Origin of the sequence: Paraburkholderia sp. (genome assembly GCF_047605525.1) — a bacterium.
In the GTDB taxonomy this organism is placed as follows: Bacteria; Pseudomonadota; Gammaproteobacteria; order Burkholderiales; family Burkholderiaceae; genus Paraburkholderia.
In genome coordinates this window covers 1-14,195 of sequence record NZ_JASGFN010000041.1, presented here as the reverse complement: position 1 = coordinate 14,195, position 14,195 = coordinate 1, and the positions used below count along the sequence as shown (strand labels likewise).

Sequence of the window (14,195 nt, the reverse complement as noted above, 5' to 3'; positions counted from 1 at the left end):
TGCGCTACCGTTAGCGATGAGTCCCTTGCCACTGCCCCGGCGGCACGCCGAACATACGCCGGAAATGCCGCGTGAAATGGCTCTGGTCGGTGAAGCCGCTCGCGGCGGCGACATCGGTCACGGAGATGCCGGCGCGCAGCGGCGCGAGCGCGCGCTGCAAGCGCACCTGGTTGCGCCACGCGTGCGGCGGCAGACCGGTCGACTGCGTGAACAGCCGCGCCGCGTGAAACGGCGACAGACCCGCCGCTTTCGCGATTTCGGCAAGCGTGACGGGCTCGACGAGATCGCCGGTCAGACGCTCCTGCATCAACGCGATGCGGGTGTCGTCGGCGGCGAGGCGCGCGGCCGCCGGGCGCGTCCGCGAATAGCGGACCAGCAGCGTGGACAGCGCGTCGAGCATCGCGGCTTCGGCGGCGAGGGCGTCGCCGCCCGCTTCGAGCAGACGGTGGGCGTGCGCGAGCCGCGTCGCGAGATCGGGATCGCGGATCACGCCGGGCGCGAACCACGGCAGTGCCTGCGGCTTGCCGGCGACTTCGTCGGCGAGCCCGCGGAGGAATTCCACCGGCGCGTACATTACGCGATAGCGCCAGCCGGCCTCGACCGCCTTCGACCCCGTATGCAGCTCGCCCGGATTGATGACCGGCACGCTGCCCGCTTCGGCGACATGATTCTCGCCGCGATACCGATAGCTCTCCGCGCCCGCGACGATCACCGGGATCGTGTACGCGTCGTGCCAATGCGGCGCGAACTCGTGGTCGTGATATTCGGCGGTGAGCAGATCCGCGCCGGGCAGCAGCGGCGTGCGCCAGTAGCGGGCGGAATCGCGGAAACGGCGGGTGGCGGTCATGACAAAAGTCCGGCTGGACCGATCAGTGTAGCGCGGCGCCTCAGTTGTTACTTGACGGGGATCGTCGTGCCGGGCGGCATCGGCACGGCGCTGACGCTGTTTTTCGCGCTGCCGCTCACGACGCGATCGCTATAGGTCAGATAGACGAGCGCATTGCGCTTCGTGTCGACCACGCGCACCACGTGCAGCGATTTGAAGATCAGCGACATGCTCACCGAAAACACGTCGTCCTTCTGTTTGACGGGCCCGGTGAAATGCAGTGGCGCCACCTGGCGGCATGCGATCGACGCCTCGGTGGGATCCTCGGCGATGCCGAGCGTGCCTTTGACGCCGCCGGTTCGCGCACGCGACACATAGCAGGTGACGCCTTGCACGATGGGGTCGTCATAAGCCTCGACGACCACGCGGTCGGAACCGGTAACGTGGAAATTCGTATTGACGCTGGCGACTTCTTCGCCGTGCGCCGCGGACAGTAGCAGTGCGCCGGCGGCGGCGAGCGCGATGCGTAGCGAGGTGGATTTCATGAGATTGCCGGGTCGAATGCGTGGAATCGGGTGGGGGAGCACGGAATACGCGAGGTATGCGCGCGGCGAAGCCGCCATCGTATAACGGCGCGCGGGCAATGCGATGCAAACCTGCATGGCCGTCCCGATGTGCCGCGCCCGGCGATATCCGGCTGTGCGAACCGGCTGGGCGAAATACGAGCGCTAAAACAAAAAAGCCCGCACGGATGCGGGCTTTTCAAAATTTTGGCTCCTCGACCTGGGCTCGAACCAGGGACCTACGGATTAACAGTCCGGCGCTCTACCGACTGAGCTATCGAGGAACAGCAGACAACCTGATCTACATAAAAAAACCCGTCATGGTTAACGGGCTTTTGCAATTCTTGGCTCCTCGACCTGGGCTCGAACCAGGGACCTACGGATTAACAGTCCGGCGCTCTACCGACTGAGCTATCGAGGAACAGAACAACAACAGCAGAGAAGCGAAATTGTAGGAGTAGCTTAAGCGCCTGTCAATACCCAGCGCTTATTCGAGCCAGATCTGATTGGGCGGGGTGGTAACAGGCAACCCTGAGGAGGCAGGCGGGAGGCGAGCGTGCTCAGCGTGCGAGCAACGCGAGCTTTTCCTTCACGTCCTTGAATTCGTCGGCTTCCGGCAGCGGCGCCTTGGTTTTCGTGATGCTCGGCCAGTTCTTCGCCAGGTCGGCGTTCAGCGCGATGAAGTCCTGCTGGTCGCCCGGCACGTCCTCTTCGGCATAGATGGCGTTCACCGGGCACTCGGCCACGCACACTGCGCAGTCGATGCATTCATCGGGGTCGATCGCGAGGAAGTTGGGACCTTCGCGAAAGCAGTCCACCGGGCACACATCGACACAGTCGGTATAGCGGCACTTGATGCAGCTTTCGGTCACAACGTGAGTCATTCAGGCAGCTCCTGCATGCGGAATCAGGGAAGGCGCGCACGCCAAAAGCGTTATTGTAACGTAACGTCAAGAGGCGCATGAAGCGTCGGACAGCGCCTCTTATATATGTTTTAGTGATTAGTTTATGGCCGGCTGCATGAGCGCCCGCTGGCACGCTGAAGGCGCGCGCATTCGGGTAACATGCGCGGGTAACCTGCATCAGGTTGGCGCGCACGGCTGCCGTACGCGCATCCGTTGAAAGGGGCCTGCGAGCCCTTCCGTTTTCCGGCGGTCCAGTTCGTACCATCATGATTATTACTTCGCTGCTCGATACCGATCTGTACAAGTTCACGATGATGCAGGTGGTATTGCATCACTTCCCCGCCGCGAACGTGGAGTACCGCTTCCGCTGCCGCACGCCGAACGTCGATCTGGTGCCGTACATCGGCGAGATTCGCGACGAAGTGCGCAAGCTCTGCGAACTGCGCTTCACCGACGACGAGCTCGACTACCTGCGGCGCATGCGCTTCATCAAGGGCGACTTCATCGAGTTTCTCGCGCTGTTTCATCTGAACGAGAAGTACATCTCGATCACGCCTTCGCCGAAGGGCAATGGTGAAATCGACATCGACATCAAGGGGCCGTGGCTGCATACGATCCTCTTCGAGATTCCGGTGCTTGCGATCGTCAACGAAGTCTATTTTCGCAACACCCAGCAAACGCCCGATTACCACGAAGGGCGCGGCCGCCTGCTCGAGAAGATCCAGTTGCTCGGCGCGCGTCCGGAATTCGCCGACTGCAAGATCGCCGATTACGGCACGCGCCGCCGCTTCTCGAAGCAATGGCACGAAGAGGTGATCCTGACGCTGAAGGACGGCCTCGGTGAGCAGTTTGCCGGCACGAGCAACGTCTTCTACGCGATGAAGCACAGTCTCACGCCGCTCGGCACGATGGCGCACGAATACCTGCAGGCTTGCCAGGCGCTCGGTCCGCGGCTGCGCGACTCGCAGATCTTCGGCTTCGAGATGTGGGCGAAGGAATATCGCGGCGACCTCGGTATTGCGCTGTCCGACGTGTACGGCATGCAGGCGTTCCTGCGCGACTTCGACATGTACTTCTGCAAGCTGTTCGACGGCGCGCGCCACGATTCCGGCGATCCGTTCGACTGGGGCGAGCGCCTGCTCAAGCACTACGAGGCGAACCGCTGCGACCCGCGCACCAAGATCCTCGTCTTTTCCGACGCGCTCGACATTCCGAAGGTGCTGCAGCTATACGAGCGCTTCCGCGGCCGCTGCAAGCTCGCGTTCGGCGTGGGCACCAACCTGACCAACGACCTCGGCTACAACCCGCTGCAGATCGTCATCAAGATGGTTCGCTGCAATGGTCAGCCGGTCGCGAAGCTGTCGGATTCGCCGGGCAAGAACATGTGCGAGGACAAGGCCTATCTCGCGTATCTGCGCCAGGTGTTCGGTATCGCTCAGCCCGAGGAAGAGGCAGCGAAGTAGCGCGTTTTTCGGTGCGCGTTCCGGCGCGCTTCGCGGTTCGTCGTAACAGTGTCGCCGCGCGCGCGGCACACGGCAATATGCCGTTCGGCCAGGGTGTTCGCGGGAAGGGCGGCCGGTATAATCCTCGCCATCTCGTCGCCATATGGCACGGCTGTCGACACGAGGATTTCGCATATGGACACATCGATTGCCCGCCACAACATTTTGGCGCGCATCCGCGCCGCGCAAGGGCGCGAGCCCGAGCCATCCGCCGCCGAACGCGAAGCCGCGGCGGACTACCTCGCGCGCCATCCCGTCGGTCCGCGTCCGGACATACCCGCCGATCTGTGCGCACGCTTCATCGAAGAAGCGCGGAAGATGGAGACCACCGTCGATACCGTTCAAACCCTCGCCGACGTACCCGCCGCCGCGCATCGGTATCTGACGCAACACGGTTTGCCGCTCCAGACCATCGCGTGGCAAACGCTGCGCGATCTGCCGTGGGCCGAGGCGGGCCTCGCCGTCGAATTCCGCAAACCTCGAGACAACGACGTGGTGGGTCTCACCGGCTGCTTCTGCGCGACCGCCGAGACCGGCACGCTCGTGCTGCTGTCCGGGCCGGAAACGTATGCGTCGGCCGGGCTGCTGCCGGAAACGCATATCGCGATCGTACCGGCATCGCGCATCGTCGCGGGTCATGAAGAGGCGTTCGGGCTGATCCGCAAGGAACGCGGCGAGCTGCCACGCGCGGTCAACTTCGTCTCCGGGCCGTCGCGCACCGGCGATATCGAACAGACCATCGTGCTGGGCGCGCACGGCCCTTACCGGGTGCATGCGATCGTTGTTCAGGGTGTCTGAGCGCGGCGCGCGGCGGCGCCTCAACGCATACACGGCCCACGCGGTACTCGCGGCGCGCGCAACGCTGGCGGCTGCCCGCCATCGCAAGCGCCGCGACAGTATGAAAGGGCACACCGGCCGCGCGGGCCCGTGGCTGATCCTTGCATCGATGCTCGCGTTCTGGTCGCAGCCGACGTGGGCGGCGATGCCCAACGGCGCAACGCTTTCGGCGCTGTGGGGCGTGCCCTTCGCGGGCGTGCTGCTGTCGATCGCGATCTTTCCGCTCGTCGCGCCCGCCTTCTGGCACCACCATTTCGGCAAGATCGCGGCGGCGTGGGCGCTCGTGTTCCTCGTGCCGTTCGCATTTCAGTTCGGGACGGCCGAGGCGTTCGGCGCACTCGTGCATGCGATGCTCGACGAGTACATCCCTTTCATCATCCTGCTGACCGCGCTTTATACCGTCGGGGGCGGCATCTGCGTGCGCGGCAATCTGCGCGGCACACCGCGCCTGAACACCGCGATTCTCGCGCTCGGCACGTTGCTCGCAAGCGTGATGGGCACGACCGGCGCGGCGATGCTGCTGATCCGCCCATTGCTGCGCGCGAACGACAATCGCCGCCATGTCACGCACGTCGTGGTGTTCTTCATCTTTCTCGTCGCGAACGTCGGCGGCGCGCTGTCGCCGCTCGGCGATCCGCCGTTGTTCCTCGGCTTTCTCGAGGGCGTGAGCTTTTTCTGGACCACCACGCATCTCGTGGCGCCGATGCTGTTCGTCAGCGGCGTGCTGCTCGCGGTCTTCCACGCGCTCGATTCGTATTACTTCCATCGGCGCGAGGAAGTGCGTTTGCCGTTTCTCGACCCGACGCCCGAGGGCGCGCCGCTCGGCATCGACGGCAAGGTCAATTTCGTGCTGCTCGCCGCGGTGATCGCGCTCGTGCTGATGAGCGGACTATGGCGCCCGCAGGTCACGTTCGACGTATTCGGCACGTACGTCGCGTTGCAGAACGTCGTGCGTGACGTCGCGCTGATCGGCGTCACGCTGCTGTCGCTCGCGCTGACGCCGCGCGCGGCTCGCGCGGGCAACGATTTCGACTGGGCGCCGATCGAGGAAGTCGCCAAACTGTTCGCCGGCATCTTCGTGACGATCGTGCCGGTCATCACGATCCTGCGCGCGGGCGAGGCCGGCGCGTTCGCGGGCATCGTCCATCTGGTCAACGAGCCGTCCGGCGAGCCACGTGACATCATGTACTTCTGGGCGACCGGCCTGCTATCGTCGTTTCTCGACAACGCGCCCACCTATCTCGTGTTCTTCAACCTGGCCGGCGGCGACGCGCGAACGTTGATGACCACCGGCGCGACCACGCTCGCGGCGATCTCGGCCGGCGCGGTGTTCATGGGCGCGAACACCTACATCGGCAACGCGCCGAACTTCATGGTGAAGGCGATCGCGCAATCGCGCGGCGTGCGCATGCCGAGCTTTTTTGCGTATCTGGGCTGGTCCGGCGCGGTGTTGCTGCCGCTTTTCGCGGCTACCGGCTGGCTCTTTTTTCGACACTGATTGCGACGCCGAGGCGCCCCCCGCTCGACGTGCCGCACGGAGAATTGCAATGCAGAAAATCCTCGTTGCCCGTTCGATCTTTCCCGATGTGATCGACCGGCTCAAACAGTATTTCGACGTCGACTGGAACGAGGGCGACGTGTTGCCCGCCGACGAACTGACGCGCCGTCTCGCGGACAAGGACGGCGCGCTGACCGCCGGCGAGATGATCGACGCGCGCGTGCTCGCCGCCGCGCCGCGTCTGCGCGTCGTGTCGAACATGGCGGTCGGCTACAACAATTTCGACATGGCCGCGTTCAATGCGGCGAACGTGCTCGGCACCAATACGCCTGACGTGCTGAACGAATCGACCGCCGACTTCGGCTGGGCGCTGATGATGGCCGCCGCGCGCCGCATCGCCGAATCGGAGCACTGGCTGCGCGCCGGGCATTGGCAGAAGTGGAGCTACGACGGCTTCCTCGGCAACGACCTGTACGGCTCGACGCTCGGCGTGATCGGCATGGGCCGGATCGGCCAGGCGCTCGCGCGACGCGCGCAGGGCTTCGACATGCGGGTCATCTATCACAATCGCTCACGCGTCGCGCCGCGGATCGAGGCCGAGCTGAATGCCGAGTACGTGTCGAAAGAGGATCTGCTGCGGCGCGCCGATCACGTCGTGCTGGTGCTGCCGTACACGCAGGACAACCATCACACGATCGGCGCGGCCGAACTCGCGCTGATGAAGCCGACCGCGACGCTCACCAACATCGCGCGCGGCGGCATCGTCGACGATGCGGCGCTCGCCGAGGCGCTGCGTGACAAGCGCATCGCGGCGGCCGGTCTCGACGTGTTCGAGGGCGAGCCGAAGCTGAATCCGGCGCTGCTGACCGTGCCGAACGTCGTGCTGACGCCGCACATCGCGAGCGCGACCGAAGCCACGCGCCGCGCGATGGCGAATCTCGCCGCGGACAACCTGATCGCCGCGCTCGGCGAGGGGCCGCGCGCCGGCCAGCCGCCGAACCCGATCAACCCCGATGTGATCGGCAAGGCGCGTTCATGACGATGATTCTGGTGGCGGCCGTCGCGGTGCTGGCGGTCGCCTTGGTGATCGCGCTCGCGTTGCTGATGCGCGGGAACCATCGCGCGCAACAGGACGAGCAATTCGAGCAGCTCAACGAACGTCTCGATGTCGCCACCGACGCGCAGGCGCACGCGTACGAACGGCTCGAGCGCCAGTTGCGCAACGACATCGCCGAGACGGCGCGCGTGTCGCGCACCGAGCAAAGCAGCGGCTTCGCGCATTTTCAGCAGACGCTCGCCGCGCAGTTCGGCAGCATGACGACGGTGCAGGGCGGCAAGATCGACGGCTTCGCGCAGCAACTCGACGCGATGCGTCAGAGCCTGCAGGCGCAGGCGCAGCAGGCGCGCGACGAGCAGGGCCGCTCGCTCAAGCAGTTCGGCGACACGCTGAGCCTGCAACTCGGGCAGCTCACCGAGGCGAACGACCGGCGCTTCGCCGAAGTGCGCGCGACGATCGAGCAGCGCCTGAAGGACATCGAGGCGAACAACGCGGCGCGGCTCGAGGAAATGCGCCGCACCGTCGATGAAAAGCTGCACGCGACGCTCGAGCAGCGCCTCGGCGAATCGTTCAAGCTCGTGTCCGATCGGCTCGAACAGGTGCATCGCGGCCTGGGTGAAATGCAGACGCTCGCGGCCGGTGTCGGCGATCTGAAGCGTGTGCTCACCAATGTGAAGACGCGCGGCACATGGGGCGAAGTGCAGCTCGAAGCATTGCTCGAACAGCTTCTGACCGCCGACCAGTACGCGAAGAACGTCGCGACGGTGCCGAGGAGCGCCGATCGCGTGGAGTTCGCGATCCGTCTGCCGGGGCGCCCGGAGCCGGGCGGAGCGACCACACCCGTGTGGCTGCCGATCGACGCCAAATTCCCGCGCGAGGACTACGAACGTCTGATCGAAGCGCAGGAGCGGGCCGATCCGGCGGCGGTCGAAGAAGCGTCGCGCGCGCTCGAAGCGCGAATTCGCGCCGAGGCGCGCACGATCGCGGAGAAGTACGTGGCGCCGCCGCATACGACCGACTTCGCGCTGCTGTTCCTGCCGACCGAAGGCCTGTACGCGGAAGTGCTGCGCCGGCCGGGGCTCACGGATCTGCTACAACGCGACTATCGCGTGACGATTGCGGGGCCGACCACGCTGACCGCGTTGCTCAACAGTCTGCAAATGGGTTTTCGCACACTCGCGATCGAAAAGCGCTCGAGCGAAGTGTGGCAGGTACTCGGCGCGGTGAAGACGGAGTTCGGCAAATTCGGCGACGTGCTCGCGAAGACGAAAGCGCAACTTGAGACCGTCACGCGTTCCATTGAAGCCGCAGAAACGCGCACGCGCATGATGAATCGCAAGCTACGCGACGTCGAGGCATTGCCGGGCGACGAGGCGAGCGGTTTGCTCGGCGATGCGCTTTCGGGTGCGGAGCCCGATGAGAAGTAAGAAGTCAGGTGTTTGAATGGCGCGAGGTATCGGATGGACGGCGGCTGACTCTCAGCCCCCGTCAGCCAGCCGCTCCAACGCGTCGCCCGTCACGCGCACGACCCGCCAGTCCGGCAGCACCGTCGCGCCCATCTTCTGATAGAAGCCGATCGCCGCCTCGTTCCAGTCGAGCACGGTCCACTCGAAGCGTGCGCAATTGCGTTCCACCGCCACCGCCGCGACGCGCCGCAGCAGCGCGGTGCCGAGGCCGGTGCCGCGTTGCGAGGGCTGCACGTAGACGTCTTCGAGATACAGCCCGCGCCGGCCGGCGAAGGTCGAATAATTGTGGAAGAAGAGCGCATAGCCGACGATGTGTCCCGCGTCTTGCGCGACCAGCGCTTCGATCGACGGCCGCGCGCCGAACAGCGCGTCGCGCAGACTCTCTTCGGTCGCGACGAAGATATGCGTGAGGTTCTCGAACTGCGCGAGCTCGTACGTCAGCGCAAAGATCGCACCGGTGTCCGCCGGCATGGCGGCGCGGATCGTCGCGGGCATTACGCTTCTTCCGGCGCGTCGGTCAGATGGATTTCGATGCCGCCGAAGCGCGACGCAACCCAGTTGTAGGCGTGGCAGGCGATCCACAGCAGCACGAAACCGAGAATCGCGTTCAGCAGCAGCGCGCTGAACACGGTGCTCAGTTCCACCGAGCCGTAACGCACGAACGCGACCACCACGCCGAGCAGCACGATCGGCACCGAGAACGTCAGGTATACGAGGATCAATGCCTTGGCGGTCTGTCCGGGTGCGATGAACGAGATCTGTTTTTTCATGTAAGTCAAACCCGTATGTCGTGATGGTATGTGGGTGAAGTGCCGGTGGTGGGCTGGCGACGCGCCGCGCGGGCGTCAGATGAGCCCGTCGAACAGCATGATCGATACGCGTTCGCCGGCGGCGATGTCGCCTTCGTCGTGGCCGAGCGCGATAAAGCAGTTCGCTTCGCTCATCGAGCTCAGCACGCCCGAGCTTTGCGAGCCGGTCGGCGTGACGTGCCAGTGTCCGTGCGCGTCCTGTTCGGCCACGCCGCGCTGGAATTCTGTGCGGCCGGCGCGCTTGCCCAGCGCCGCGCGGCTCGTCGCGTGAATCACCGGCAGCGGCCGCGGCGTCGCGCCGGCCATCAGCAGCAGCGCTTCGCGCACGATCTGATAGAACGTCACCATCACGGCGACCGGATTGCCGGGCAGGCCGAAGAACAGCGCGGGGCGGCCCTCGCCGGGCTGCGCGCCGGACCACACGCGGCCGAATGCGAGCGGCCGGCCGGGACGCATCGCAAGACTCCAGAACGCGACGTCGCCGAATGTCTGCAGCAGTTGCTTCGTGAAATCGGCCTCACCGACCGATACGCCGCCCGAGGTCAGCACCACGTCGGCGTTGGCCGCGGCGCTGTGCAGCGCGGCTTCGAGCGCGGCCGGTTCGTCGCGCACGACGCCGAGATCGAGCGTATCGACGTTCAGGCGCCGCAGCATCCCGAATAGCGTGTAGCGGTTGCTGTCGTACACCGAGCCGGCGTCGAGCGGCTCGCCGAGCGAGCGCAGTTCGTCGCCGGTCGAAAAGAACGCGACGCGCAGACGCCGCCGCACGCTGACTTCGCCGATACCGAGTGACGCGAGCAAGCCGAGATCCGACGCGCGCACGATGCGGCCGGCGCGCAGCGCGACATGGCCGCGCGCGAGGTCTTCGCCGGCGCGGCGGCGGTTCGCGCCCGCTGTGAGCGCGTTGGCGGCGAAGCGGATCGCGATGGAATCCGCGCTGTCGCGCTCCACCAGTTCCTGTGGCACGACGGTGTCGCAGTCGTCGGGCATGCAGGCGCCCGTCATCACGCGCACGCACTGGTTCGCCGCGACACGGCCCGCGAACGGATGGCCGGCGAGCGCCTTGCCGGCGACCGTCAGCTCGACGACGCTCGCAGTGCCGCTTCGCTCGCCGCTCGCGAGCGCCGCGCGGTTGAACGCGTAGCCGTCCATTGCGGAGTTGTCGTGCGCGGGGACATCGATCGGCGACACGATATCGGCGGCGAGCACGCGGTCGAGCGCATCGCGCAACGCCACGCGCTCGATGGCCGCGACCGGCGTCGCCCACTGCCGGACAATCGCCTGAGCGGCCGAAACGGGTAGCGCGTGAGGATCGTACTGCGCGACGCAGCGGGAAAAGTCGTTAAGCGTGGTCATGAAGGGCTGGGCGTCGCGACCGGAGACGGGCGCGGCTATCGCCGTGCGGCCGGAGCAGATGTCAGCCGGGGCCTCGATGACGTTCGAGGTCGGCGAGTTCTTGTAACGAGTTGGCATTGTAAAACGGGCGCTCGTCGGTAAAGACGACTTCGACCGTCTTGTGGCGCGCGTACCACGCGCGGACCTTGCGCTCGCCGGCCGCCAGAAACGCCGAGAGGTCGTCCACGAGGGCGGTGCGCATCAGCGCGAACACCGGATGGAGCGAGGCGTCGCCGTGGGCGTCGACGGTCGTGACGGTGGCGAGGTCGGCCTGGTTCTCGTCCAGCGCGTGCGCGAGGCGCGCGGCGAGGTCGGCGGGCAGCCACGGGGAATCACAGGGCACGCTGAGCAGATACGCGGAGCCGGCGGCGCGCAGGCCAGCGAGCATGCCCGCGAGCGGACCCGGGAAGTCAGGGAGTGTATCGGCGACGACCGTCGCGCCATACGGCGCGCCGAGCGCGGCATAGATATCGGGATGACGGTTCGCGCTGATCAGCAGCGCGCCGGTTTGCGGCGCGAGGCGTCTCATCACATGCGCGGCGAGCGGCTCGCCGCGCAGCGGCTGCAGTCCCTTGTCGACGCCGCCCATGCGCGTGCCGCGGCCGCCCGCGAGTACGAGGCCGGTGATCTGTTCGCGTGGGATTTGCATGCGCCGGCCGCTCAGCCGCCGATGTAGGACATTTCGACGCGGCGTGCGGCCGGCTCGCCCGAATCGGTCGGCTGGCTGCCGCGCAACTGCGAATAGCGGTCGCCGCGGCCCTGCCAGATTTCGGCGACGGCCGTGGCGATTTCGGCATCGCTTGCGCCGCCGCGCAGCAGCGCGCGCAGATCGTGGCCGGTCGATGCGAACAGGCACAGGTACAGCTTGCCTTCCGTCGACAGCCGCGCGCGCGTGCAATTGCCGCAGAACGCACGCGTGACGCTCGAGATCACGCCGATCTCGCCGCCACCGTCGACGTAGCCCCAGCGCTGAGCGGTCTCGGCGGCGCTGTGCGCTTCGAGCGGAACGAGCGGGAAGTGTCCGGCGATGCGCGTGACGACGTCGGCGGACGGCAGTACTTCAGTCATGTTCCAGCCGTTCGACGTGCCGACGTCCATGTATTCGATGAAGCGCAGCACCGTGCCCGTGCCTTTGAAATGACGCGCCATCGGCACGATTTCGCCGTCGTTGGTGCCACGTTTGACGACCATGTTGACCTTTACCGGCGCGAGCCCGACCGCGTGCGCGGCGGCAATGCCGTCGAGCACGTCGGCGACCGCGAAGTCGGCGTCATTCATACGGCGAAAGAGGGCATCGTCGAGCGCATCGAGGCTCACGGTCACGCGCGTGAGCCCGGCGTCCTTGAGGCTTTGCGCCTTGCGCGCGAGGAGCGAACCATTGGTGGTCAGTGTGAGATCGAGCGGGTGGCCCGTGGGCGTGCTCAGCCGGGACAGACGCTCGATCAGGAATTCGAGGTTCTTGCGCAGCAGTGGCTCGCCGCCGGTCAGGCGGATTTTCTCGACGCCGTGCGCGACGAACAACTGCGCGAGTCGTTCGATCTCCTCGAAGCTCAGGAGCGCGCTGTGCGGCAGGAACGCATAGTCCTTGTCGAACACCGCGCGTGGCATGCAGTAGACGCAGCGGAAATTGCAGCGGTCCGTCACCGAGATGCGCAAATCGCGCAGCGGACGCGCGAGCGCATCGTGCAGCACGCCGCTAGGCGTCTGCGCCGGGCCGGCGATGACCGGCGCCGCACTGAGATCGGCAACAGGGATGATGCGTCGGGACATGAAATGCTTCGTCGGATGCCTGAACGGACAGCGGATCATTCATTCTATCGGAAATGCCCGTGGCGGCAGGCGCGCTGCGGGCACCGTCGGGGTATACGGGGAGCGGCATGTTGCCGCCGCGTGGGCCCGCCCGGCTTGCACAAGCGGAAACGAAAAAGCCCGCCGGGGAGGGCGGGCTTTTTGCTGACAACGACGCGGCTTACTGCGGATGCTTGATCGTTTCGATCTGTTGCATCGGCGTGTTGTCGGCCGGCGGCAGCGGCTTGCGTTCACGGACCACGCGCGGCGGCTTGACCGTCTGCGCCGCCGCTTCCTGCGCGGCGCGCAGCTTGTCGGCGTCGGTGTTCACCCAGATCAGGCCAGCCTGCTCCAGGATCGGCTTCAGCGCATCGGCCGATGCGGCGCCGCGGGCGGGTGCTTGCGGGGCTGTCGGGAGAGGGGCCGGAGCCGGCTCGATCGCCACCGGTTCTGCCGCGACGGCCGGCTGTGGTTCGGCGATTCCGGCTTGCGGCGCGGGCTCAACTGCCGGTACCGCGACGACCGCGGCCGGAGCCGCGGTTTCGAGCGGAGCCGCAGCGGCTTGCACTTCAGCCTCGGCTGCCGGCTGTGCTTCGACGGCCGGCGCAACTGTCGGCGCAATTGCTGGTGTTTCGGCAGCCGCCGGAGCTTCGGTACGCGCGACGACCGGTTCAACCAGCGAAACCGTCTCGCTGGCGGCCGGCTCGGCCTGAGCCGCGGCAGGTACTTCAACCGGTGCTTGTGCAGCCGGTTCCACAACTGCCGGTTCCATTGCCACCGGAGCCTGTTCGACCGGCACGACCTTTTCCGTCTTCGCGGCGTTTTCCGCAGCCAGAGCCGGCGTTTCGGCTGCCGCGTGCAGTTCGGTCACGACAGCGGTTTCCGTCGCGACAGCGGCGACCACCACTTCGACCGGCGTCACGTCCTTCGCTTCGCTCACCACAGCCGCGTGCTCGACCGGCTGGGCGACGCGCACCGGAGCTTCGTCGTTCGCGCCCGCGTTATCGCCTTCGGCTTCCGCGACATCCGCTGCGAGGTTGCCATTCAGATCCTCTTCGCGCTCGCGACGGCCGCCACGACGGCCGCGGCGGCGGCGACGGCGCTCTTCGCCGTCACGCGCGACCGTTTCCTGATCGGGCAGTGCACCGTTTTCTCCGCTAGCGGCCTGATTTCGTGCCAGTTCGTCGGCGGCTTGCGCATCGGTTTGCGTCAGCGCCGCGGCGGTTTCCGCCTGCGGTTTGCGACGCTCACCGCGCTCGACGCGCTCGCCACGGTCACGGCGTTCACCGCGTTCCTGACGTTCGGCGCGTGCGGCGCCTTCGACGGCTTCCGCGTGCTCGGCACCACGGTTGTCGCGCTCGCGGCCCTCGCGTGCTTCACGCGGCTCGCGTGCCTCACGGCCTTCACGGGCCTCACGCGGCTCACGATTACCACGCGGCTCACGCCCTTCGCGTTCCTCGCGACGCTGCGACGCCTGCTGGCCTTGCGCCTGACGGCCGCCCGTCGCGCCTTCGCCGCGCGCTGCCGCGTCGCGGCCGCCCGCGGTGCC

13 protein-coding genes, 2 tRNA genes and 1 pseudogene are annotated in these 14,195 nt (G+C 66.5%); 5 read left to right on the top strand and 11 right to left on the bottom strand.

Translation table 11 applies throughout. The features are described 5' to 3' along the window. Positions 1–10: 10 nt before the first annotated feature. The 5 genes from QM685_RS34785 to fdxA all read right to left on the bottom strand — a co-directional run bounded on the left by QM685_RS34785 (position 11) and on the right by fdxA (position 2,273). Positions 11–847 carry an AraC family transcriptional regulator gene (locus QM685_RS34785; RefSeq protein WP_415123786.1) on the bottom strand — a complete coding sequence of 279 codons (837 nt, stop codon included), beginning with the start codon at positions 845–847 and terminating at the stop codon, positions 11–13. A gap of 47 nt (positions 848–894) precedes the next feature. After that, entirely contained in the window at positions 895–1,371 is a 477-nt protein-coding gene (locus tag QM685_RS34780) for a CreA family protein (RefSeq protein WP_415123785.1), read from the bottom strand. 226 nt (positions 1,372–1,597) lie between these two features. After that, a tRNA-Asn gene (locus tag QM685_RS34775) sits at positions 1,598–1,673 on the bottom strand. Between the two features lie 61 nt (positions 1,674–1,734). Further along, positions 1,735–1,810 (bottom strand) — tRNA-Asn (locus QM685_RS34770). Between the two features lie 139 nt (positions 1,811–1,949). Further along, the gene (gene fdxA, locus QM685_RS34765) at positions 1,950–2,273 is read right to left on the bottom strand and encodes a ferredoxin FdxA (RefSeq protein ID WP_090684436.1); all 324 of its coding nucleotides are present in this window, start codon (positions 2,271–2,273) and stop codon (positions 1,950–1,952) included. Positions 2,274–2,560: 287 nt separating this feature from the next. Here fdxA and pncB point away from each other — a divergent pair, with 287 nt between their 5' ends. The 5 genes from pncB to QM685_RS34740 all read left to right on the top strand — a co-directional run bounded on the left by pncB (position 2,561) and on the right by QM685_RS34740 (position 8,615). Next, positions 2,561–3,757: a nicotinate phosphoribosyltransferase gene (gene pncB, locus QM685_RS34760; RefSeq protein WP_415123784.1), complete on the top strand. Its 1,197-nt coding sequence runs from the start codon at positions 2,561–2,563 to the stop codon at positions 3,755–3,757. A gap of 174 nt (positions 3,758–3,931) precedes the next feature. Further along, a complete protein-coding gene (locus QM685_RS34755) occupies positions 3,932–4,594 on the top strand; it encodes a LutC/YkgG family protein (RefSeq protein WP_415123783.1) in 663 nt (220 codons plus the stop codon). A gap of 100 nt (positions 4,595–4,694) precedes the next feature. Beyond that, the gene (locus QM685_RS34750; RefSeq protein WP_415123782.1) at positions 4,695–6,131 is read left to right on the top strand and encodes a sodium:proton antiporter; all 1,437 of its coding nucleotides are present in this window, start codon (positions 4,695–4,697) and stop codon (positions 6,129–6,131) included. A gap of 49 nt (positions 6,132–6,180) precedes the next feature. Continuing rightward, positions 6,181–7,170 (top strand): 2-hydroxyacid dehydrogenase, encoded by a 990-nt coding sequence (locus QM685_RS34745; RefSeq protein WP_415123781.1) that lies wholly within the window; start codon positions 6,181–6,183, stop codon positions 7,168–7,170. Beyond that, positions 7,167–8,615 (top strand): DNA recombination protein RmuC, encoded by a 1,449-nt coding sequence (locus QM685_RS34740; protein WP_415123780.1) that lies wholly within the window; start codon positions 7,167–7,169, stop codon positions 8,613–8,615. Before QM685_RS34745 ends, QM685_RS34740 begins: the two co-directional genes overlap by 4 nt. A gap of 51 nt (positions 8,616–8,666) precedes the next feature. Here the strand turns inward: QM685_RS34740 and QM685_RS34735 are convergent, their stop codons facing one another. From QM685_RS34735 to QM685_RS34710, 6 genes and pseudogenes are all read right to left on the bottom strand, one after another. Then, complete coding sequence (locus QM685_RS34735; protein ID WP_415123779.1) at positions 8,667–9,149, bottom strand: GNAT family N-acetyltransferase; 483 nt, start codon at positions 9,147–9,149, stop codon at positions 8,667–8,669. Beyond that, entirely contained in the window at positions 9,149–9,424 is a 276-nt protein-coding gene (locus tag QM685_RS34730) for a hypothetical protein (protein WP_085480927.1), read from the bottom strand. Before QM685_RS34730 ends, QM685_RS34735 begins: the two co-directional genes overlap by 1 nt. Before the next feature lie 75 nt (positions 9,425–9,499). After that, a complete protein-coding gene (gene glp, locus QM685_RS34725) occupies positions 9,500–10,819 on the bottom strand; it encodes a gephyrin-like molybdotransferase Glp (protein WP_415123778.1) in 1,320 nt (439 codons plus the stop codon). A 61-nt stretch (positions 10,820–10,880) separates the two neighbouring features. Further along, entirely contained in the window at positions 10,881–11,507 is a 627-nt protein-coding gene (gene mobA, locus QM685_RS34720) for a molybdenum cofactor guanylyltransferase MobA (protein WP_415123777.1), read from the bottom strand. Positions 11,508–11,518: 11 nt separating this feature from the next. Then, positions 11,519–12,628: a GTP 3',8-cyclase MoaA gene (gene moaA / locus QM685_RS34715; RefSeq protein WP_415123776.1), complete on the bottom strand. Its 1,110-nt coding sequence runs from the start codon at positions 12,626–12,628 to the stop codon at positions 11,519–11,521. A gap of 199 nt (positions 12,629–12,827) precedes the next feature. Further along, positions 12,828–14,195: pseudogene (locus tag QM685_RS34710) on the bottom strand (ribonuclease E/G); the annotation flags it as partial.

Bases quoted from the DNA above. Each gene is read 5' to 3' on its own strand.
- pncB (WP_415123784.1), top strand. From the start codon at position 2,561: ATGATTATTACTTCGCTGCTCGATACCGATCTGTACAAGTTCACGATG.
- QM685_RS34745 (WP_415123781.1), top strand. From the start codon at position 6,181: ATGCAGAAAATCCTCGTTGCCCGTTCGATCTTTCCCGATGTGATCGAC.
- moaA (WP_415123776.1), bottom strand. From the start codon at position 12,628: ATGTCCCGACGCATCATCCCTGTTGCCGATCTCAGTGCGGCGCCGGTC.
- QM685_RS34750 (WP_415123782.1), top strand. From the start codon at position 4,695: ATGAAAGGGCACACCGGCCGCGCGGGCCCGTGGCTGATCCTTGCATCG.
- QM685_RS34755 (WP_415123783.1), top strand. From the start codon at position 3,932: ATGGACACATCGATTGCCCGCCACAACATTTTGGCGCGCATCCGCGCC.
- QM685_RS34740 (WP_415123780.1), top strand. From the start codon at position 7,167: ATGACGATGATTCTGGTGGCGGCCGTCGCGGTGCTGGCGGTCGCCTTG.
- mobA (WP_415123777.1), bottom strand. From the start codon at position 11,507: ATGCAAATCCCACGCGAACAGATCACCGGCCTCGTACTCGCGGGCGGC.
- glp (WP_415123778.1), bottom strand. From the start codon at position 10,819: ATGACCACGCTTAACGACTTTTCCCGCTGCGTCGCGCAGTACGATCCT.
- QM685_RS34735 (WP_415123779.1), bottom strand. From the start codon at position 9,149: ATGCCCGCGACGATCCGCGCCGCCATGCCGGCGGACACCGGTGCGATC.
- QM685_RS34730 (WP_085480927.1), bottom strand. From the start codon at position 9,424: ATGAAAAAACAGATCTCGTTCATCGCACCCGGACAGACCGCCAAGGCA.
- QM685_RS34785 (WP_415123786.1), bottom strand. From the start codon at position 847: ATGACCGCCACCCGCCGTTTCCGCGATTCCGCCCGCTACTGGCGCACG.
- QM685_RS34780 (WP_415123785.1), bottom strand. From the start codon at position 1,371: ATGAAATCCACCTCGCTACGCATCGCGCTCGCCGCCGCCGGCGCACTG.
- fdxA (WP_090684436.1), bottom strand. From the start codon at position 2,273: ATGACTCACGTTGTGACCGAAAGCTGCATCAAGTGCCGCTATACCGAC.